The organism is Kingella kingae (genome assembly GCF_900475905.1).
GTDB classification, from domain to species: domain Bacteria; phylum Pseudomonadota; class Gammaproteobacteria; order Burkholderiales; family Neisseriaceae; genus Kingella; species Kingella kingae.
Genome location: NZ_LS483426.1, coordinates 1,212,312 through 1,233,105 on the forward strand (window position 1 = coordinate 1,212,312; position 20,794 = coordinate 1,233,105).

The window sequence follows — 20,794 nt, forward strand, 5'->3', positions numbered from 1 at the left end:
TTTGTTTATTGTATAGATTTGTTTATTGTATAGATTTGTTAAACATTTTGATTTACCATTACGCCCTGCTTAACAGATAGACATGGAAATAGGGAACATCATGAGCGATTTAAAAGAACAATTAAAATCGGGCTTGCAAGCCATGAATTTGGATTTGCCTTTGGCGCAGCAATTATTGTTGCTGGAATACGTTGCGCTGCTCAAAAAATGGAACAGCACCTATAACTTAACCGCCTTGCGTGATGAAAATCAAATGATTAGCCATCACATTTTGGACAGCCTAACCCTGCTGCCCTATGTGCAAAACGCGCAAAGCATGATGGACGTTGGCTCGGGCGGCGGCATGCCTGGCATTCCCACCGCAATTTGTCGCCCCGATTTGCAGATTACTTTGCTGGACGCAAACACCAAAAAAACCACGTTTTTGCAACAAGCTGCGATTGAGTTGGGCTTGAAAAACGTAACCGTTGCCAGTGGTCGCGTAGAAGCCATGCACGACAAAAAAGTAGATGTCGTAACCAGTCGCGCCTTTGCCGAGCTACACGATTTTGTCGCGCTGACCAAACATTTGCTCAACGAACAAGGCTATTGGGCAGCGATGAAAGGCGTGTATCCATACGAAGAATTGGAAAACGTTCCTGCTAATATTGAAGTTTATCAAATAGATAAGTTGGAAGTGCCAACCCTAAACGCCGAGCGTCATATGGTATTGATGCGTCCGAAAAAGGGTTGAGCATGAGCGCAAAAGTTTTAGCCATTGCCAACCAAAAAGGCGGAGTCGGCAAAACCACTACCGCCGTGAATTTGGCAGCATCATTAGCGCATCGTGGCAAACGGGTTTTGCTGATTGATTTAGACCCGCAAGGCAACGCCACCACAGGCAGCGGCATAGATAAAACCGACATCGCCACAGGTGTGTACCACGTTTTGCTGGGCGAAGCCGATGTGCAGGCTGCTTGCATTCGCAGCGAAGAGGGCGACTACGATGTGTTGGCAGCAAACCGCGATTTAGCAGGCGCAGAAATTGAATTGGTGCAAGAAATCGCGCGAGAAATGCGTCTAAAAAACGCGTTGGAAGCCGTGGCGCAAGATTACGATTTTGTGTTGATTGATTGTCCGCCCACTTTGACCTTGCTCACGCTCAACGGTTTGGTTGCCGCACAAGGCGTGATTGTGCCAATGGTATGCGAATACTACGCGCTGGAAGGCATTAGCGATTTGGTTGCCACCGTGCGCAAAATCCGCACCGCCATCAACCCACGTTTGGATATTTATGGCATTGTGCGAACTTTGTATAGCAACCGAAATCGCCTGTCGCAAGACGTGAGCGTACAGTTGCAACAGCATTTTGCCGATAAAGTGTTTGCGACCACCATTCCGCGCAATGTGCGTTTGGCAGAAGCCCCAAGCCACGGGCAGCCTGCACTAGCCTATGATGCCAAAGCCAAAGGCACGCTGGCTTATTTGGCGTTGGCAGACGAGATTTTGGCTAAATAGCCAAAATAGATACAGAATAATCTGCATTTTCTTTAACTTAATCATTGAGTTTGACTATGTTGAAAAAATTAGCAGTATTCGCCCTTGCGGCTTCTTTGGTTACGCCTGCGTTGGCAGACAACTGGTTGGGCAAAGCGCAAGCTATCAACAAGCAAGCAATTGGCAAACGCGACTCTGCTGCACGCCAAGTATTCAAGCGCGTAGGCAGCGCAGCACAAGGCAAAACCGTAAGCCACACCGTGAACTTACGCGCTGGCAAATTCTATGGCTTTATGGTGGACTGCGATTACGAATGCAAACGAAGCTAAATTGGAATTGGTAAAAGGTGCGAAGTATTGGGCGAAATGCTTGAAGCAGATAACAGCTCGTCAATGTTCGGCTTCTGCGCTGAACAAAGTGGCGCGTACACTTTGAAATACACGATTACTGAATGCGCGAAAAACCGTTGCGCTTATTCTGCTCAGGTGTTTGAGGGCAACAAAGCGTACGATTTGGATTTCTAATCGTTTGATTGTGTAAACACATAACAAAGCAGCCTGCACTTTTGTAAATCGAAAGTGCAGGCTGCTTTTTATATTATGAATTACGCCACGCCATATTGTGCGCGATAGGCTTTCATGGGCTCAACAAATTGCGCCAAATCAGCACGGTTTTCTTGTTCCAACATCGCAAACAAATCCAGCAAATTGGCAATCGCGACAACGGGCAAACCATATTGCTGCTGCACTTCTTGCACCGCAGATTGCTCTCCTGTACCTTTTTCCATGCGGTCTAATGCAATCGCTACGCCCACAGGTTTTGCGCCTGCTTGCTCAATCAATTTCACACTTTCGCGCACCGATGTGCCAGCCGAAATCACGTCATCAATAATTAACACGCGACCTTGCAATGGCGCACCCACCAGCGTGCCACCTTCGCCGTGGTCTTTGGCTTCTTTACGGTTGTAGGCAAATGGCACGTTTACGCCTTGTTCTGCCAACATCATTGCCGTTGCTGCCGCCAAAATAATGCCTTTGTAGGCAGGGCCAAACAACATATCAAATTGCAGGCTGCTTTCTAAAATCGCTTTGGCATAAAAACGCGCCAGTTGCAAAGTAGAAGCCCCATCGTTAAACAAGCCAGCATTAAAGAAATAGGGCGATTGACGACCTGCTTTGGTCGTAAATTCCCCAAATTTTAAGACATTTTGTTGCAGCGAAAATTGCAGAAAATCTTGATGAAAATTAGACATAGTCCGTTCCTTTGGTTTGAGATAGGAATAAAAAGCCACGATAGTTTACCGTTTGCCATTGCTGTTTTCAATGTTTTACACCGCTCGTTTCCGCAACACCAACCACAAAAACACCAGCCCCCCAGCAAATTCCACCACCACACTCAACACCGCTTTCATGCCCAACAAATGCTCAAACACCGCCTGACCTGCCACCAACATAATCCCAGCAATCAACACCACCAACGGCAAGCGCACCGAATGTTTCAGGCTGCCTGAAAAATGATTCGCCAACGCACACACCAGCAAGCCAAAAAAACTCACAGGCCCAACCGTTGCGGTTGCGGTTGCCACCAACACCGAAATCCATAACAAAATCCACAGCGTATTTTTCTGATAGTTGATACCGAGATTGGTCACTTGGTCGCGCCCCAACAAATGCACGTCCAAGCGATGTCGCTCGCGCCAAATCATCGCCACGCTGAGCAGCATAATCGCGCCGCCAATCGTCAGCATATTCGTGTTCACCGTATTAAAACTCGCAAACGTATTCGCCTGCGCCACCGCAAATTCTTCGGGGTCAATCACACGCTGCAACAGACTAGACACGCTGCGAAATAACACCCCAAAAATCACGCCAATCAAAATCATCCGCGCCAAATCACGCCCACCCTGCCGCAACAACATCTGAAACAGCAACAAAGATGCGCCCATCATCACCACCAATTCCAGCGCAAATTTTCCCAAAAGCGGCAACTGCGTATAGCCCACACCGCCGAGCGCAAACACCAGCAGCGTTTGCAGAAAAATATACAGCGTATCAAAGCCCAACACAGATGGCGTGAGAATTGGATTATTCGTAATTGTCTGAAACAACATAGTGGACACGCCCACCGCATATGCAATCAGTAGCAACGCGCCCAATTTTTTCGCCCGAAGCGGCAGAATAAAATCCCACGCCCCCTGTGCGTTCCACGTCAAAAACAGCCCACACGACAGCAGCAACACCGCCGATAAAATCCAAATTAGTTTTAAATCTTTTGACATAATCCAATCCGTAGGTCGGATTCTTGAATCCGACAAATTCAAAGTTTCAGGCAGCCTGAAATTATTTTTGTTTCTTGTGTTGTTGTTCCGTTTGAAGTTGTACTTGGAGTTGTAATTGTGCTGTCAAAACTGCTGCAAACGTCATCGCACACATTACAGGGGCAAAAAACCAATACCCCCAGCCTATTGGGTTAAAATACCAAAACACGGCACAGGCAGAAATCAACATTATTGTAAAGATAATGGTAAATTGGCGTTTAGCAGTCCAATGCGATGGCAAGTAATATAAATTAAAAAAAATAGTCATGAAGATAATTGCCGCATATTCACGCAATACAGGGGTACGATTATTGCGTAACCATTCATTTAACAAACCGATTGCAATACCAAAAGCAGTAATGCTAACGTGTCGGATAATGATTTTAAACATACCATTATTTCCTTTCAGGCTGCCTGAAAATCTAAAACCCCAATTCTACCGTGCAGGCTGCCTGAAAAGTAGCCCCAAAAACAACACCGTCCCCAACACCCCAAACACCGTTGCCACAGGAATTTCAAACGGAAACACAATCACACGCCCCACAATATCACACAGCAACACCAACACCGCCCCCAACAACGCCACAGCAGGCAAACTCGCACGCAGCTTATCGCCTAACAAACGGCTCACAATATTCGGCACAACCAGCCCAATAAACGGAATATTTCCTACCGTAACCACCACCAACGACGTAATCAACGCCACAATCACCAGCCCAGCCCACAAAATCACATTGCGGTTAATCCCCAAATTCACCGCCACCGACTCGCCCAAACCCACAATCGTCAGTTGGTCAGCAATCAAATACGCCACCACAGCCAACGCCCCCGTCAGCCACAGCAATTCATACCGCCCCAACAACACGCCCGAAAAATCGCCACTCTGCCACACGCTAATCAGTTGCAACATATCCGTTTCATACGCAATAAACGTGTAAACCGATTCAATCACGCCACCAAAAATAATTCCCACCAACGGCACAAGCAGTTGCGCGGTGGGCGGTAATTTCCGAATCATCGCCATAAACAACAACATACCCAACAACGCTGCCACCGCCGCCACCGACATTTTCGTCAATAAAGCCGCGCTCGGCAGCAGCAACGACATCAGCAACAGCCCCAAAATCGCACTCTGACTCGCTCCCACCATAGACGGCTCAACAAAGCGATTTTTCAGCAAAATCTGCATAATCATGCCCGCCACGCCCATAGACGCACCTGTCAGCAAAATCGCAAACGTACGTGGCAAACGGCTGATTAACATCACTTGCGTGGAATCGTTCAGGCTGCCTGAAAACACATTCGCCCAAGAAAAATTCGCCACACCAATGGATAAACTAGCGAAAAATAAAATAATCGTGAACAAAATGGATAGGGTGTAAAGGGATTTTGTGGACATAGGGTATTCCGTGAAATAGTAGGCTGAGTCGCGAACCAGCCTAGATTTTGTCGTGTACTTTCAGGCTGCCTGAAATATTGATTCCATTTGAAGAATAGTGCGCGTAGCATACCCTACGCAACGCTTTCAGGCAGCCTGAAACCTATCAGGCTGCCTGAAAATTTATCGCAAAACTACTTAGCCGCTTTAAATGCATCGGCTGCCTGTTTCGCCGCGATTTGCAACTGACGCGCACCGCCAGCCGCCAAATAGGTACCGCTATCCAAATACACCACTTGACCTTTTTTCCAAGCAGTCGTTTCGGCAATTAACGGATTATTCAACACATCTTTCGCCGCTTGACCTTCTTCGCCAATCGCCGCGCCACGGTCTAACACAAACAACCAATCAGGATTTTTCTCTTTCACATACTCAAACGATACAGGCATACCATGCGAACCTTCTTTCATGTCCGCGTCAACCGCAGGAATGCCAATATCTTGGTGCAACCAACCGCCCAAGCGAGAATTCGGACTTTGTGCAGACAATTTACCGCCGTTCACAATCAACACTAAACCTTTGCCTTTGCCTTGCGCTGCCGCTTTTGCGTCTGCAAATGCTGCGTCAATGTCCGCTTTCAATTTATCCGCTTCCGCTTGTTTACCGAAAATTTGCGCGAATGCGTCAATACGTTCTTTGCTGCTTGCCAACAGATTTTTTGTATCTGCTGTCATTTCAATCGTAGGCGCGATTTTATTCAGCTCATGAATCGCCTTATTCGCGCGGCTGCCTGTAATAATCAACTGCGGCTGAAACGCGTTCAATGCTTCATAATTCGGCTCGAACAACGTGCCAACGTGCGCCGCTTTTTCCACCACAGGTTTCAAATATTCAATGTTTGATTTGTCGATTGTCGCGCCCACATTCACGCCCAACGCAGTCAAAGTATCCAACATACCGTAATCATAAACCGCGACATTGGTTGGATTTTTGGGTACTGGGAAATCGCCACGCGCCGTTTTCACGGTAATCACTTCGCCTTTGATGTCGGTGTGGGGTTCAAGCGGTTTGTCGGCTGGTTTGCCATCTTGTTGTGGCGCAGATGCCGATGCCGATGCCGCAGGTGCGCTGCTGGCTGTATTTTGAGTTTGCTGACCACCGCACGCGCTCAACGCTGCTGCAACCAATAATGCAAGAATAGTTTTATGTGTCATGTTGATTTTGAATCCTATAAAAAAATCAAAAAATAGATGAATAAGCTGTATTCATTACGTTGGAAAGTGCAGGCTGCTTTTTATAACAACAAAAAGCAGCCTGCAACTTTTTTAGAATGTGTAGTTTACACCGACACGGAATTCACGACCAGCGCCAGGTAATGTGCTTATGTCGCGTTGTGAGTGTGGTTTGTAATTTTTGTTACCAATATTATTGACTGCAAAATTCACATTCATTTTGTCATTGTTGAATGGTTTCCAGTTTGCCGTAATATCGGTTACACCGTAGCCAGCTTTACCAGTCGTTGCCGGTTTTACTGTATTGTTTACCAAGAAGTAATTGTCTGATGCTTTTACTTTTTCAACTTGGCGGTGTTGAATACCGATTTCTACATTTGGATTAGCAAAACGGTATGATAAACCTGCTGTCCAAGTGCGACCGATTACAGAGGCATATTCAGGCTTGCCGGCTAAATTTTCGCCATAAAATTTAGGTTTGCTATGTGCCACACCTAAACGTGCTGTTAAATTATTCCAACGATAATAGCCTGATAATTCATAACCTTTGTTTTTAACTTTACCTGCATTGATGATTTCTTGGTCTTTATCGCTATGATTATTACGGGCAGTGGTTGTACCCAAAGCATCTTTAATGTTTTGCCAGAAGTATGCGCCTTCAAAACCATAATTTTGCGCACGATACGCAAAACCAATTTCCGTATTTTGAGCGCGTTCCGCTTTGGTATTATTTGCAATCGTTATCGTACCACGCGCACCGTGTGACAACAACGCATCGTGCATGCGTGGGCTGCGTGTTGCGTAATTGTGCAAGACATTGAAACTCAATTCGGGCGTAACTTGATAAATCGCGCTGATACTTGGGTTGATTGCACCATCATTGAGTTTTCTACCGCTCATGTCTTTAAAGCTAAAATGGTCGTAACGCAAACCAGTGGTCAAAGTCAATTTATCTGTTACATCGGTAATTGCCTCGGCATACACACCCACATCTTGTTTTTGTTGGTGAACCAAGCCAGCTATAAAGATTTGATTAGGTTTGATTTTTTGATTGCGATAATTCAAACCATATTTCAACAATACTTTGTCAGTAATTTGCGAGTCAAAATTCACATTTGCACCAATAGTTTCTGCTTTGGTTTTGGTTGAGCCAACATTGCGATTACCGCCAGCATAACCATTACCAGAGTCATTTGCTGACCAGCGACCATGTTCCAAACGATAAATATTAGCAGTGGCAGATTGTGCAAAGCCTAAATCTTTTGCAGTCCATTCAAAATTGGTTAAATCCACGCTCATTTTGCGTTCAGCAGGAGCCTGACGAGCCAAAGTCAAACCACTTGGGTTGAATGTAAATTCTTCACGTACCAAACGAGTGCCTTTGTGTTGCTCGTGCATGTGGCTTAATACAAAACGATGATTGTCAACAGTTGCGCCAATTTTCGCTAAATAACTGCCTTTATCCAATGCGCTGTATGGTACTTTATTTGAGCCATTAAGCGGACTTACATAACCTTTACCGCCTTTGTAGGCATTTTCTTTCACAATATTGCCAGCCAACAAATAATCAAACATACCGCTTTGACCAAACAATGCCAAGCCGTAGTTATGACCATCATTGCTGCTGTAACCTGCGTTAATTTTCGCGCCAAAATTTGGATTGCTGCTGTTTTTCAATAAATCGGCTGCATCCAACGTTTTCGCTACAATAGCACCATTGGTTTGACCAATACCAGCAGATGCACTACCTGCACCTTTTTGTACTGCCACAATTTTTACCAAAGCAGGGTCAAGCATATGGCGACCTTGGTGGTAGTGAATTTGGCTATCGCTATACGCATTGTTTACTTTTACATCAACCGAATTTTGACCCATGCCACGAATAAATAGATATTGTGAAGTGCCAGCACCTGCACCCATGCTTACAGACGCTTCATTTTTCAACACATCGCGCAATTGCGTGTCGGTGGTTTCGTTCATATTTTTCACGGTAATGCGGCGCGTAGAAGGCTCACCTTTTACTCGAATAGTTTGCAATTCTTGTGCAGGCTGCGCGGTTTCATCGGCAGCGTATGCCATACCGCCAAATAATGCCAAAGAAATTAAAGATAATTTAAAAATAGGCTGTTGCATCGTTTTCCAATCTAAAAAAGTAAATAAAAATAGTGATAAGAATTATCGTTTCTAATATTAAATTATTTTAACAATACTTGTCTAGACTTAAATACAAGTTATTTTCAATTAATTTGATTTAACGATTTCTTTTTTTGTGATACACAATATGGCTTGTCAGCAAAAGGGCGTATAATTCGCGTTTTCACGTTTTAACATTGGGAGAATACAATGCAATTTAGTGTGGTAAATCAGCCAAAAAATGGCGCGGCAACTTTGTTTGTTTGTACCGAAGCCAATCAATTAAACAATGAAAACGCCAAAATCGTGTTTCAAAGTTTGGGCGAAAAAGACAGTTTCGCCAGCGCAAACTTAATCGTTGCAGGCAGCCTGCACAATATTGCCGTGTTGCGTTTTGCCGATTTGAAAACCGAAACGCTGCAAAAAGGCGCGAAAGAAGTCGCTGCATGGTTGGTTAAACAAGAAAATGTGTCGGTAGATTTAAACCCATTCTGCGAAGTGGATAGCTCGCGCGCTACGGAAGCGTTGGTTGCGGCGATTGGCGAAGCCGCTTATCGTTTTGATTATTATAAAAAAGAAGTCAATCCTGCTAAATTGAAAAATGTGGAATTGGTTCACGCGAAACATGAAAAACAAGTGCAGGCTGCTTTGGCGCAAGCGCAAGCCTTGTTGTATGGTGTGAATTTGTGCAAGGATTTGGGCAACACAGGTTCTAATATTTGCACGCCGACTTATTTGGCAGAAACGGCGGCAAAAGAAGCGCAAGCCTTGGGCGCAGAAGCGAAAATTTTGGATAAAGATTATATTCAAGCCAATATGCCGTCATTTTGGGGCGTGGCAAAAGGCAGCGCACAAGAGCCAAAATTGTTGGAATTGCGCTATTTTGGCGCAGCGGATAAATCCATTGACCCGATTGTGTTGGTCGGCAAAGGTTTGACATTTGATAGCGGCGGCATTTCGTTGAAACCTGGTGAAGGCATGGACGAAATGAAGTACGATATGTGCGGTGCGGCAACCGTGATTGGCACGTTTATCGCGGCGGTTAAGGCGAAATTGCCGATTAACTTGGCGGTGGTTGTGGCAACTTGCGAAAATATGCCCGACGCTGGCGCATCAAAACCTGGCGACGTGGTCAAAGCAATGAACGGCACAACGATTGAGAATTTGAACACGGACGCGGAAGGTCGTTTGGTGTTGTGCGATGCGCTGACTTATGTGGAACAAAATTTCAAAGCCAAAGCCGTGATTGATGTGGCGACTTTAACAGGTGCGTGTATTATCGCGTTGGGGCATGTGGCAAGCGGTTTGATGTCCAACAATCAAGACTTGGCTGATGAACTGTTAGCGGCTTCGCGTGATTGCAATGATAAAGCGTGGCAGTTACCGTTGTTCACCGAATACAAAGAGCAACTGAAATCTAATTTTGCGGATATGCAAAACATTGGCGGTCGTCCTGCTGGCACGATTACCGCGGCGACATTCTTGGCGCATTTTGCGGAAAATTTGAATTGGGCGCATTTGGATATTGCTGGCACGGCTTGGAAATCAGGCGCGGCAAAAGGTGCGACAGGTCGCCCAATTCCGTTGTTGTTCCAATATTTGACGAATCAAGCGAAGTAAATTGGTAGCATAAAAAAGCAGCCTGCAATTTGTGTAAACATAAAGTGCAGGCTGCTTTTCTATATCATACAGTGAATTAAATTTAGATTAGTACAGCGTTGCCAACTCCCTTATGTACTAGCTGTACACGGCGGTCGTTGTCGCCTTGTCCTAATCTAAATTTAATCCACTATAAAACATAACGGTTTAAATTCAACAATGCCTTACGCCAATCGCTAGGCGCAATCCCAAAAGCAGCCTGCACTTTGCCGCAATCCAAACGCGAATTGGCAGGTCGTACCGCAGGGGTCGGGTAATCTGCAGTTGTGATGGCGTTGAGCGTGGGCGATTTGGCTAACACACCTTGCGCCACTGCTTGCACGAAAATCTCGCTGGCGAAACCGTGCCACGACACATAAGGGCTGCCTGAAAAATGGTACACGCCAAACAGTTCGTTATCTTTTTGATTCACAATCTGTTCTGCCATAACAATCAACGCCGCCGCGATGTCGCCAGCATAAGTCGGGCTGCCGAATTGGTCGGCAACCACGCCCAACGTGTCGCGGCTTGCACCCAAGCGCAGCATGGTTTTCACAAAATTGTTGCCGTGTTCGCCAAACACCCACGCGGTTCGCAAGATGATGTGGCGCGTGCAGGCTGCCTGAACGGCTTGTTCGCCAGCCAATTTGCTTTTGCCGTAAGTGCTTTGCGGTGCGACTGGGTCGGTTTCTCGGTAGGCGGTTTCGCCTTTGCCGTCAAATACATAGTCTGTGGAAATGTGCAAGACGATTGCGCCGACTTCTTGCGCGGCAAGGGCGAGATTTTCCGCGCCTGTGCAGTTAATCGCGTGAGCTAAATCGGGTTCGCTTTCGGCTTTGTCTACAGCCGTGTGGGCGGCGGCGTTGATGATGATGTCGGGGCGGAATGTTCGCGCTGCCTGAAAAACGGTTTCGCGGTTGGTAATGTCTAGTGTGGCGCGGTCGGCGGCGAAGATTTCGGCTTTGCCTTGTAATTGCGCGACTAATTGGCTGCCGACTTGTCCATTTGCACCTGTGATTAAATATTTCATTTTTTTGGATTTATATTGTGCAGGCTGCTTTGAAATAGAAAAACGCATTATAAACTGGTTGAATAGCAAAAGCAGCCTGCACTTTTCGTAAACCCGAAAAAAGTGCAGGCTGCTTTGTTTGAATTAAATTTCATTTTGAACCAAGCGCAACAAATACTGCCCATATTCATTTTTCTTCATCGGCTCGGCTAATGCGCGGATTTTGTCAGACGATAACCAACCATTGCGCCACGCAATCTCTTCCAAACACGCCACTTGCAGATTTTGCACATTCTGAATCGTGCGAACAAACGCCGCCGCATCGTGCAAACTTTCATGCGTGCCTGTGTCCAACCACGCAAAACCGCGCCCCAAAACCTGCACATTCAGGCTGCCGTCTTGCAAATACATCTCGTTGAGCGTGGTAATTTCCAATTCGCTACGCGCTGACGGTTTGACCTGCTTTGCCATTTCTACAACACGATTATCATAAAAATACAAGCCAGTAACGGCGTAATCCGATTTCGGTTTAGACGGCTTTTCTTCAATAGACAAAGCGCGTTGGTTTTCGTCAAATTCCACTACGCCAAAGCGTTCAGGGTCTTTCACTTGGTAGGCGAAAACCGTTGCGCCATGTTCGCGTTCTGCCGCTTCTTTCAGCATTTGGCTGAAATGTTGTCCGTAAAAAATATTGTCGCCCAACACCAAACACACGCTGTCATCGCCAATAAATTCTTCGCCAATCAAAAACGCTTGCGCTAAACCGTCAGGGCGAGGCTGAATCGCGTATTCAATATTCACGCCAAAATCGCTGCCATTGCCCAATAATCGTCGAAAACTGGCATTGTCTTCGGGCGTAGTAATCACAAGCATATCGCGGATTCCTGCGAGCATCAGTGTGGAAATTGGATAATAAATCATTGGTTTATCGTAAACAGGCAAAAGCTGTTTAGACGTGCCAAGCGTGGTGGGATACAGCCGCGAGCCTGTGCCGCCTGCTAATACAATGCCTTTGGTCATGGTTGGTTTACCTTGTTTAACAGAATACAGAATGACGCAGTTTATCAATATAATGCGGTTTTTTGTACAACAGCACCGCAATCATGAACATTTTGCCGACTTCTATCCTCGATATTAAATTGCTAGAACCCCAAATTTGGCGCGATGAACGTGGCTTTTTTATGGAAACGTTCCGTGATGATTGGTTTCGCCAACACGTTGCCGATTGCGCGTTCGTGCAGGAAAACCACAGCCAATCGAGCAAAAACGTGTTGCGCGGATTGCATTATCAAACCGAAAACGCGCAAGGCAAATTGGTACGCGCTGTTGCAGGCTGCATTTTTGACGTGGCGGTGGATTTACGTCGCAGTTCGCCCACGTTTGGGCAATGGGTTGCGGAAATTTTATCAGGTGACAACGCACGACAAATGTGGATTCCAGGAGGCTTCGCGCACGGATTTTATGTGTTGAGCGATGGCGCGGCGGTGGCATACAAATGCACGGATTACTACAACCCCAGCGCGGAACACACCTTGCTGTGGAACGACCCAGCAGTCAGCATAGATTGGCGATTGAATGGCAAGCCTGTGTTGTCGCCCAAAGACCAAGCAGGCAAACGGTTGGCAGATTTGGTTTTGTTTGCATGATAAAAGTGCAGGCGGCTTTTGGGTTGCGCTGCTATAATCGCGTTTTTTTATATCTATACAAAAAAGCAGCCTGCAATGTTAATCGCACTCAACAAACCCTATGGCATTATTTGTCAATTTTCGCCACACGAAAAACACCGCACACTCAAAGACTTGGTCAATGTGCCAAACGTCTATCCAGCAGGGCGGCTAGACACCGACAGCGAAGGCTTGCTGTTGCTAACCGATGACGGTAAACAGCAAGCGCGAATCGCCGACCCACGCAATAAAATAACCAAAACCTATTGGGCGCAATTGGAGGGTTCGCCCGATGCGGACAAATTGGCGCGTTTGCAGCAGCCATTGGATTTGGGCGATTTTGTCGCGCAGCCAGCGCAAATTCGTTTGCTCAATGAAAACGAAATCGCGCAAATTTGGACACGCAATCCGCCGATTCGCGAACGCAAAACCGTTCCCGATTTTTGGTTGCAAATCCAAATCCGCGAAGGCAAAAATCGCCAAGTTCGCCGCATGACGGCAAAAGCAGGTTATCCGTGTTTACGCCTAATCCGCGTAGGAATAGGGCGCGTGAATCTGTTTGATTTGGGGCTGGAATTAGGGCAATGGCAGGAATGTAAAATATTGCCGTGAATTTTATATTATAATAGACTTCCTGCGAAACAATAATCCCAATTTTTTAAAACACACTGAATTACAGGATTTAGCAAAATTCTAAAACCTAGAAAAATTGCGGTTTTGCAGGAAGTCTATTTTTTGTTTTTGTGTAATTTGGAAAAGAAATTTGTATAATGAAAAGGAACATTAGTTTAGATTTTTTTCGTGGAATTATGTCAATTGCTGTGGCATTGGGTCATTTTTTTCATTGGAATGGGCAAACAAGTAAGATGCCATTGTCATTTATATTGGCGGTTGATTTCTTTTTAGTGTTAAGTGGATTTGTGATTTCTGCCTCTGTTTTTAATAAAGAAAATTTTAATACGTATAAATTTATTAAAAGTCGGTATTTTCGATTGATACCTGTTTATTTATTTTGTGTGATTATTACACTTATTCCGCAATATTTTTTTGCAGAGAATTTTGTTAAGCCCAATTCATTAGATGTCATCAGGATTTTATCTATTGGCGAGATGTTGCCAATGAATAATTTGCGATTTATATATTTTGAACCATTAGGTATTTCATACACTATTTCTGCAGAGTTTTGGGTAGGTATTTTATTATTTCCATTAATATTTGTAATAAGGAAATATGCTAGTCAATTGTTATTACCAGTTTTGATAATATTCAGCCTATTTGCTTTTTTAAAGATAGTAAATGATACATCAGATTTTCTAAATATTCACTATGCGCTTGCTTATCCATTTATTACTTATGGTGTAATTCGTTGTTTATTAGACTATTCACTAGGAGTTATAGCGTATACTATTTTTGAACAACGAACAACTGGGCAACCGTGTTTCAAATTATTGTATTAGTTCTATGTTTCTTATTGTATAGAAAAATTAGTTACAATCGTGTGAATGAATTTGTATTTCCATTTATTTGTATGGTATTTATTATTTCTCTGGCACATAGGAGAGGTGTTATTTTCCATTGGTTTAATAATGGAGTAGGTCAATTTTTTGGTGATATTTCCTATCCAATGTATTTAATACATCCATTTTTTATCAATATATTTCAATGGACACATCAGGAGTTCAATTATTTAAATAGTTTATTTTATATTTTACTATGTGTTGTATCTGCATTCTTTATCCATAAATTTATTGAAAAACCTTGTATAATTTATTTTTCTAAACAATTATAATATAGTAATTTTCAAACTATATTGAAATGAGTATTGCCTTAAAATCTAGTTTTAACTTAAATTAAAAGTATTATGAAATTACAACAAACTTTATCTAATCAAATTGAACAAGCATTCGCGGTGGCTGGCATTTCAGGCAGCCCGATTGTGTTGCAGCCAGCCAAAGACGCGAAACACGGCGATTTCCAAATTAACGGCGTAATGGGCGCAGCGAAAAAAGCAGGGCAAAATCCACGCGAATTGGCGCAAAAAGTGGCAGACGAATTGCACGGTAAAGGCGCAATCGCCAGCGCGGAAGTGGCAGGACCGGGTTTTATCAATTTGCGTTTAGCGGCTGATTTTTTGGCGGAAAATTTAAATTCAGGCAGCCTGAATATTGAAAAAACGCCTAATCCGCAAACGGTTGTGATTGATTATTCATCGCCGAATTTGGCGAAAGAAATGCACGTTGGGCATTTGCGCTCGTCCATTATTGGCGACAGTTTGGCGCGTGTGTTGGCGTTTTTGGGGCATAACGTGATTCGCCAAAATCATGTGGGCGATTGGGGAACGCAATTTGGTATGTTGGTGGCGTATCTTGTTGAACAACAACAGGATAATGCAGAATTTAAATTGGCGGATTTGGAGCAATTCTACCGTAATGCGAAAGTGCGTTTTGATGAAGACGCGGCTTTTGCGGATTTGGCGCGTGAATATGTTGTGAAATTGCAGGGCGGCGATGCGGCGGTGTTGGCGTTGTGGCAGCAGTTTGTGGAAATTTCCTTGCAACACGCGGAAGCAGTTTACGCGAAATTGGGTTTGAAATTGCAACGTGCTGATGTGGCTGGCGAAAGTTCGTATAACGATGATTTGCAAAACGTGATTGATGAATTGACCGCGAAAGGTTTGGCGGTGGAATCGGACGGCGCGAAAGTGGTGTTTTTGGACGAATTTAAAAATAAAGACGGCGAACCTGCGGCGTTTATCGTGCAAAAACAAGGCGGTGGCTTTTTGTATGCGACAACGGATTTTGCGTGTATGCGTTACCGCGTGGGGAAATTGGGCGCAAATCGTTTGATGTATGTGGTGGATACGCGCCAAGATTTGCATTTTAAACAATTATTTAGCGCGTCTCGCAAAGCTGGCTGGCTGCCTGAAAATGTGTCGGCTGAATTTATCGGCTTTGGCACGATGATGGGCAAGGACGGCAAACCGTTCAAAACGCGCTCGGGCGATACCGTGAAACTGGTTGATTTGCTTGATGAAGCGGTGGAACGCGCAACGGCTTTGGTGCGCGAGAAAAACGCGGATTTGAGCGCGGAAGAAGTGGCGCAAATCGGCGAAGTGGTCGGCATTGGCGCGGTGAAATACGCGGATTTGAGCAAAAACCGCACGAGCGATTATGTGTTTGATTGGGACAATATGTTGTCGTTTGAAGGCAATACCGCGCCGTATTTGCAATACGCTTACACGCGCGTGCAAAGTGTGTTCAAAAAGGCTGGTGAATGGAATGTGCAGGCTGCCTTAAAATTGGAACAGCCGTTAGAACAACAACTTGCGGTGGAATTGTTGAAATTTGAAGACGTGGTGGCGAGCGTGGCGGAAACGTCTTATCCGCATTATTTGGCGGCGTATTTGTATCAGTTGGCGACGTTGTTTAGCCGTTTTTACGAAGCGTGTCCGATTTTGAAAGCACAAGGCGATGTGCGCGATTCGCGTTTGAAATTGGCAAAATTAACCGCCGAAACGATGAAAACGGGCTTGGATTTGCTCGGGATTGATGTTTTGGAAGTGATGTAAACCATTTAAAAAGCAGCCTGCACTTTGTATCAAACAGAGTGCAGGCTGCTTTTTATTGAATCAAAAATAGATAGAATTGTGAAAATATGCAAAAAAACGCAAATAATTCACTATTTAAAACCAGTTCAATCTGCTAAAATTATTGTGGTTATTAGCTTTATAGTGGATTAAATTTAGATTAGGACAAGGCGACAACGACCGCCGTGTACACCTAGTACATAAGGGAGTTGGCAACGCTGTACTAATCTAAATTTAATTCACTATATTTTGAGTGCGGCATGCGGATAATCAATCCATCTAACTTAAATTTAATCACGAAAGTTACCTACCATGAAAATGAAATATATCAGTGTATTATTTGCGTCTATGTTGGCTTTAAGTGCGTGTCAAAATGAATCAACACAGCAAAATACAGTAGCACCAAGTAGTTCAGATTCTTCACCATCTGCTGCATCAACTAAACCAACATCGGGAGGGGTAGACTTTACGGTAACCAATCCAAGTTGGCAGACTTATCTTGTAGGTTCGGAATTTGGTTATATGCCATTTGAATTTTCGGGTGATAAAGGTCAGCCAAATGGTTTTGAAATGGAGTTGTTGCACGCGGTTGCCAAAGCAGGGGAGTTTAATGTGCAAGTTGTGAATGCGCCATTTAATACGGTGGAATCTACATTAAACAATGGTAAATTTCATATGTGGGCATCGGGCTTGGGTATTGTGCCGGAACGTGCCGATAAAATGTTGATGAGTGAGCCGTTTTTGGATTTTCAACCAGCCATTATGATTTTGGATACGCCCGAAAACCAAGCGATTCAAAAACCAGAAGATTTGGCGGGTAAAACCATTGCGGTAAACAAAGGTGGTTTGGACAATATCGCGATTATTGAAGGTTTAAAAGGCAAGGCGGTACTATCGGATTCGTTCTATTTGTCGCTCAAAGAGATGTATGTGGGTAACACGGTTGCGGTGGTGGGTAATTCGCGTATTTTCCAATATTACAAAAAAGAGCGTGCCGATATTGCTATGCGCATTATTCCTATCGGCGAAGAAAAACAATACTTTGGTTTTGCGGTTAAAAAAGGTAATACCGAGTTAATGGACAAAATCAACCGCGGTTTAGCCAAAGCAAAAGCAGACGGCACATTGGACGCATTGACAAAAAAATGGTTTGAGTAATTGCGAACACAAAAAAGCAGCCTGCACTTTTATATTTGAAAGTGCAGGCTGCTTTTTTATCTATAGTGAATTAAATTTAGATTGGTACAGCGTTGCCAACTCCCTTATGTACTAGGTGTACACAGCGGTCGTTGTCGCCTTGTCCTAATCTAAATTTAATCCACTATATTTTACTGATTATTTTGCAGCATTTTCCACTTTGCCACGAATACCTACTTTGCTCAAACCCGCTTCGCGAGAGGCTTCCAAAATTTTGTAAACGTGTTCGTATGCGACCGAAGAATCGGCATCAATCGCCACGATGGTATCGGGGTCTTGCTTGGCAATTTCTTGTAAACGAGTTTTGATTGCTTCAAGATTAACTTTTTGAGTGGAATCTGCGCCAATCGCATAATCACCAGCGGCATCAATCGCAATTTCAACAGGTTTGATATTGTCGGTTGGTGGCGGTGTTTGCTGTCTACTGTTTGCGGTAGGCAAATTCAACGGGATTGAATGCGTCATCACAGGCATGGTAATCATAAACACAATCAGCAAAACCAGCATCACATCAACCAATGGGGTTACGTTGATGTCGCTCATTGGCGCATCGTCACCATCGTCATTCATTGAACCGAAAGCCATTTGTTACTCCTTTTCGTTAATCAGTTGAACGTGCAAATCGTGTGCAAAATTATGCAGTTCACGTGATAGCTTTTTGTTGCCACGAGTAAAGCAGTTGTAAGCCAACACCGCAGGAATCGCTACAAATAAGCCCAATGCGGTGGCTACCAGTGCTTCGCCAATCGGGCCCGATACTTCGGCAATGCTCATTTGTCCTTTTTGGCTGATGTTAATCAGCGCGTGGTAAATACCCCAAACCGTTCCCAGCAAACCAATAAACGGTGCGGTTGAGCCAATGGTTGCCAATGCAGTCATACCGCCATCATAGCTGTTCATGATTTTGCTGATGCTGTGGCGTAATTCGCGTTCCAAATAAGCATTTTTGGGCAAGCTGGCAGATAGAAGCGTTTGCTGCGATTCAGAAAAGCGGCGATTGGCAACAAAAGCATGAGCAGCCAAGTCGCTAATGGGCGATGGATTTTGTTTGGCAGCGTGTTCGGCATTGTCCAACGTTTTGGACGACCAAATGGCATCTAGTGCTGCGCGATTGGCTTTTTTGGCAGCAAAATGGCGAATAGAGCGCAACACAATCACAACCCAAGTGCAAATGCTCATTGCCACTAAAAATAAGAATACGCCAATGAGTACTGGGTCGCCTTGTTGAAATACTAAACCTAAATTCATGGTAATACTTTCTTTAAAAATAAAATAAATAATCAAGGATGCAGGCAGCCTGCACTTTAAATTAGTCTAATTTAAACTCGTATGATGTGGTAAATCGTGTTCTGACTTTCACACCATCAACTTCTTTGGCACGATAGCCTGCCGAGCGTGCGGCACGTTTGGCGGCGTTGTCCAGTCGTGCATGACCTGTCGATTTAATTACGGTTACATCGGATACTGTGCCATTGGGCTCAACTGTAACTGCGAGTTTAATGCTGCCTTCTTCGTCTGCATCTAGGGAAGCGGGCGGATAGGAAACGCTAGGCAAGCGCGTATAACCGCCATCAACAATCCCACCTGCGCCACCACCAGAAGAGCCTTGACCACTACCGCGCGCGCCTGTGCCAGAACCTGTTGCCGAACCGCCTGCATTGTTTTTGGGGGCTTGGCTATTTGGGTTACTGCCACCGCCGCCTGTTCCGCCTTCTTGGCGATGGACGGCATTAGCAGGTGCGCCACCTGCTGTATTGCTTGGTTTAAGCGGTGTTTCGGTTGTAGGTGTGGCAGGTTTATTAACTGGTTCAGTTGGTGTTGGAGGTGCAGGCTGCTTGATGGGTATTTCTGGTTTAGGCGGCGTAACCACAGGTTTGATTGGCTCAGGTTTGGGTTTGGCTTCCACCACATCGGCAGGCTTATCGTTACGCACTACTGCTTTGACTGTTGGCTCTGCTTTAACAACAGGCTCAGGTTTGGGCGGAGTAGGGGCAACAGGAGGAGGTGTGGGTTTGCTAACAGGTTCGGCTGGCTTGCTTTCTAACGATGCAGGTGCGCCGTCCGCAGCAGGCTGGTCGTTGCCATCTAGCGAACCTAAATCCACAAAAGTAAGATTGTCCACCGAAACGGGTTCTGGCGGTTTTCTAGCCTCCCATGCCAAAGCGATAATGCCTGCATGCAATAGGCTGACTACCAAAACCACAGATGGATTGAGTAGGCGATTGTTCTTCATAGGGCGCGATATTAATGCAAATTATTCCTGTTTGTAAACTGATTTTTTATAACAAATTTACATTTCAATCACAAAAAAGCAGCGTAAACCCTGTGCGAAGTTCCAGATTTGAATGCAGTTCAAAGTGATAGCATCGCAGGACGCGCAGATAATATTGAAATATTTTCGAGCGTCCGAGAAGTGCATCACGCAGGAATGCACCAAAGATGGAATTTTGCACAGGGTTTACGCTGCATAACAAAACTATGCTTTACGAACACCTTTCGTTATAATGCACTGCTTAATCATTTTTAATCACACAAGGACAAAATCATGGCAGATTTTAATCAAATTTTAGACGCAGGCGATGTGGACAACGGCATCATCAACGTAGTAGTAGAAATTCCAGAAGGCAGCACGCACAAAATCGAGTGGGACAGAAAACACGCTGTGATGAAATTAGACCGCGTAGAGCCACAAATTTTTGCCAAGCCAACCAATTATGGCTTTATTCCGCAAACGTTGGACGAAGATGGCGACGAATTAGACGCATTGATTATTACCAAAAACCCATTGCCAACAGGCATTTATATGGAGGCGCGTGTGATTGGCATTATGAAATTTGTAGATGATGGCGAAGTCGATGACAAAGTAGTCGTTGTGCCAGCAGATGACCGCGATGCAGGCAATGAAATCAAAACATTGGCAGATTTGCCTGCACAATTAATTAAGCAAATTGAATTTCATTTCAACAACTACAAAGCCTTGAAAAAACCAGGTGCAACCAAAGTGGAACATTGGGGCGATGTAGAAGAGGCAAAACAAGTTATTCGCGAATGTCAAGCGCGTTGGCAAGCTAAATAACCGTTGTCATGCCAAATAAATAGTCAAATAAAGTGCAGGCTGCTTTGATAATGGTTTAGCAACGAAGCAGCCTGCACTTTGTTTAGCA

At 44.7% G+C, this 20,794-nt stretch carries 22 protein-coding genes; 11 read left to right on the top strand and 11 right to left on the bottom strand.

Going from position 1 to position 20,794, the window contains the following annotated elements:
* Positions 1 to 100 precede the first annotated feature (100 nt).
* Genes rsmG through DQN52_RS10960 form a run of 4 tightly spaced genes read left to right on the top strand, consistent with a single transcriptional unit; the run spans position 101 to position 2,000 of the window.
* Complete coding sequence (rsmG, locus tag DQN52_RS06510) at positions 101 to 733, top strand: 16S rRNA (guanine(527)-N(7))-methyltransferase RsmG (RefSeq protein WP_032827633.1); 633 nt, start codon at positions 101 to 103, stop codon at positions 731 to 733.
* A gap of 2 nt (positions 734 to 735) precedes the next feature.
* A complete protein-coding gene (locus DQN52_RS06515) occupies positions 736 to 1,497 on the top strand; it encodes a ParA family protein (RefSeq protein WP_032827634.1) in 762 nt (253 codons plus the stop codon).
* A 56-nt stretch (positions 1,498 to 1,553) separates the two neighbouring features.
* Positions 1,554 to 1,805: a hypothetical protein gene (locus tag DQN52_RS06520; RefSeq protein ID WP_003786003.1), complete on the top strand. Its 252-nt coding sequence runs from the start codon at positions 1,554 to 1,556 to the stop codon at positions 1,803 to 1,805.
* Positions 1,806 to 1,832: 27 nt separating this feature from the next.
* On the top strand, positions 1,833 to 2,000 hold the full coding sequence (locus DQN52_RS10960) for a hypothetical protein (RefSeq protein ID WP_169309633.1): 168 nt from the start codon (positions 1,833 to 1,835) through the stop codon (positions 1,998 to 2,000).
* Between the two features lie 80 nt (positions 2,001 to 2,080).
* Here the strand turns inward: DQN52_RS10960 and pyrE are convergent, their stop codons facing one another.
* The 6 genes from pyrE to DQN52_RS06550 all read right to left on the bottom strand — a co-directional run bounded on the left by pyrE (position 2,081) and on the right by DQN52_RS06550 (position 8,536).
* The gene (gene pyrE / locus DQN52_RS06525) at positions 2,081 to 2,728 is read right to left on the bottom strand and encodes an orotate phosphoribosyltransferase (protein WP_003786005.1); all 648 of its coding nucleotides are present in this window, start codon (positions 2,726 to 2,728) and stop codon (positions 2,081 to 2,083) included.
* A gap of 75 nt (positions 2,729 to 2,803) precedes the next feature.
* The gene (locus DQN52_RS06530; RefSeq protein WP_003786007.1) at positions 2,804 to 3,754 is read right to left on the bottom strand and encodes an iron chelate uptake ABC transporter family permease subunit; all 951 of its coding nucleotides are present in this window, start codon (positions 3,752 to 3,754) and stop codon (positions 2,804 to 2,806) included.
* A gap of 61 nt (positions 3,755 to 3,815) precedes the next feature.
* Positions 3,816 to 4,184, bottom strand: a complete 369-nt coding sequence (locus DQN52_RS06535) for a hypothetical protein (RefSeq protein ID WP_003786009.1) — start codon at positions 4,182 to 4,184, stop codon at positions 3,816 to 3,818.
* Positions 4,185 to 4,229: 45 nt separating this feature from the next.
* A complete protein-coding gene (locus DQN52_RS06540) occupies positions 4,230 to 5,192 on the bottom strand; it encodes an ABC transporter permease (protein ID WP_003786011.1) in 963 nt (320 codons plus the stop codon).
* Between the two features lie 173 nt (positions 5,193 to 5,365).
* The gene (locus DQN52_RS06545; protein WP_003786012.1) at positions 5,366 to 6,385 is read right to left on the bottom strand and encodes a siderophore ABC transporter substrate-binding protein; all 1,020 of its coding nucleotides are present in this window, start codon (positions 6,383 to 6,385) and stop codon (positions 5,366 to 5,368) included.
* 111 nt (positions 6,386 to 6,496) lie between these two features.
* Positions 6,497 to 8,536 (bottom strand): TonB-dependent receptor domain-containing protein, encoded by a 2,040-nt coding sequence (locus tag DQN52_RS06550; protein ID WP_003786014.1) that lies wholly within the window; start codon positions 8,534 to 8,536, stop codon positions 6,497 to 6,499.
* Positions 8,537 to 8,746: 210 nt separating this feature from the next.
* Between DQN52_RS06550 and DQN52_RS06555 the strand changes: the two genes are divergently transcribed.
* Positions 8,747 to 10,156 carry a leucyl aminopeptidase gene (locus DQN52_RS06555; RefSeq protein ID WP_003786017.1) on the top strand — a complete coding sequence of 470 codons (1,410 nt, stop codon included), beginning with the start codon at positions 8,747 to 8,749 and terminating at the stop codon, positions 10,154 to 10,156.
* 169 nt (positions 10,157 to 10,325) lie between these two features.
* Here DQN52_RS06555 and rfbD read toward each other — a convergent pair whose 3' ends face one another.
* Together rfbD and rfbA are read right to left on the bottom strand one after the other, a co-directional pair.
* Positions 10,326 to 11,252 carry a dTDP-4-dehydrorhamnose reductase gene (gene rfbD, locus DQN52_RS06560; RefSeq protein WP_003786019.1) on the bottom strand — a complete coding sequence of 309 codons (927 nt, stop codon included), beginning with the start codon at positions 11,250 to 11,252 and terminating at the stop codon, positions 10,326 to 10,328.
* Positions 11,253 to 11,327: 75 nt separating this feature from the next.
* A complete protein-coding gene (gene rfbA, locus DQN52_RS06565; RefSeq protein ID WP_003786021.1) occupies positions 11,328 to 12,203 on the bottom strand; it encodes a glucose-1-phosphate thymidylyltransferase RfbA in 876 nt (291 codons plus the stop codon).
* An 83-nt stretch (positions 12,204 to 12,286) separates the two neighbouring features.
* Between rfbA and rfbC the strand changes: the two genes are divergently transcribed.
* From rfbC to DQN52_RS06590, 5 genes are all read left to right on the top strand, one after another.
* On the top strand, positions 12,287 to 12,829 hold the full coding sequence (gene rfbC / locus DQN52_RS06570; protein ID WP_032827635.1) for a dTDP-4-dehydrorhamnose 3,5-epimerase: 543 nt from the start codon (positions 12,287 to 12,289) through the stop codon (positions 12,827 to 12,829).
* A 75-nt stretch (positions 12,830 to 12,904) separates the two neighbouring features.
* On the top strand, positions 12,905 to 13,459 hold the full coding sequence (locus DQN52_RS06575) for a pseudouridine synthase (RefSeq protein ID WP_032827636.1): 555 nt from the start codon (positions 12,905 to 12,907) through the stop codon (positions 13,457 to 13,459).
* A 158-nt stretch (positions 13,460 to 13,617) separates the two neighbouring features.
* Positions 13,618 to 14,304: an acyltransferase family protein gene (locus DQN52_RS06580; RefSeq protein ID WP_003786027.1), complete on the top strand. Its 687-nt coding sequence runs from the start codon at positions 13,618 to 13,620 to the stop codon at positions 14,302 to 14,304.
* A gap of 404 nt (positions 14,305 to 14,708) precedes the next feature.
* On the top strand, positions 14,709 to 16,415 hold the full coding sequence (gene argS, locus DQN52_RS06585; RefSeq protein WP_003786028.1) for an arginine--tRNA ligase: 1,707 nt from the start codon (positions 14,709 to 14,711) through the stop codon (positions 16,413 to 16,415).
* Positions 16,416 to 16,745: 330 nt separating this feature from the next.
* Positions 16,746 to 17,591, top strand: a complete 846-nt coding sequence (locus DQN52_RS06590; protein WP_223877564.1) for a transporter substrate-binding domain-containing protein — start codon at positions 16,746 to 16,748, stop codon at positions 17,589 to 17,591.
* A 177-nt stretch (positions 17,592 to 17,768) separates the two neighbouring features.
* Here the strand turns inward: DQN52_RS06590 and DQN52_RS06595 are convergent, their stop codons facing one another.
* The 3 genes from DQN52_RS06595 to DQN52_RS06605 form a co-directional block, all read right to left on the bottom strand.
* Positions 17,769 to 18,215 (bottom strand): ExbD/TolR family protein, encoded by a 447-nt coding sequence (locus DQN52_RS06595; protein ID WP_003786034.1) that lies wholly within the window; start codon positions 18,213 to 18,215, stop codon positions 17,769 to 17,771.
* 3 nt (positions 18,216 to 18,218) lie between these two features.
* Complete coding sequence (locus DQN52_RS06600) at positions 18,219 to 18,878, bottom strand: MotA/TolQ/ExbB proton channel family protein (protein ID WP_032827637.1); 660 nt, start codon at positions 18,876 to 18,878, stop codon at positions 18,219 to 18,221.
* Between the two features lie 61 nt (positions 18,879 to 18,939).
* The gene (locus DQN52_RS06605) at positions 18,940 to 19,863 is read right to left on the bottom strand and encodes an energy transducer TonB (protein WP_003786038.1); all 924 of its coding nucleotides are present in this window, start codon (positions 19,861 to 19,863) and stop codon (positions 18,940 to 18,942) included.
* 312 nt (positions 19,864 to 20,175) lie between these two features.
* Between DQN52_RS06605 and DQN52_RS06610 the strand changes: the two genes are divergently transcribed.
* On the top strand, positions 20,176 to 20,706 hold the full coding sequence (locus tag DQN52_RS06610; RefSeq protein WP_003786039.1) for an inorganic diphosphatase: 531 nt from the start codon (positions 20,176 to 20,178) through the stop codon (positions 20,704 to 20,706).
* Positions 20,707 to 20,794 lie beyond the last annotated feature (88 nt).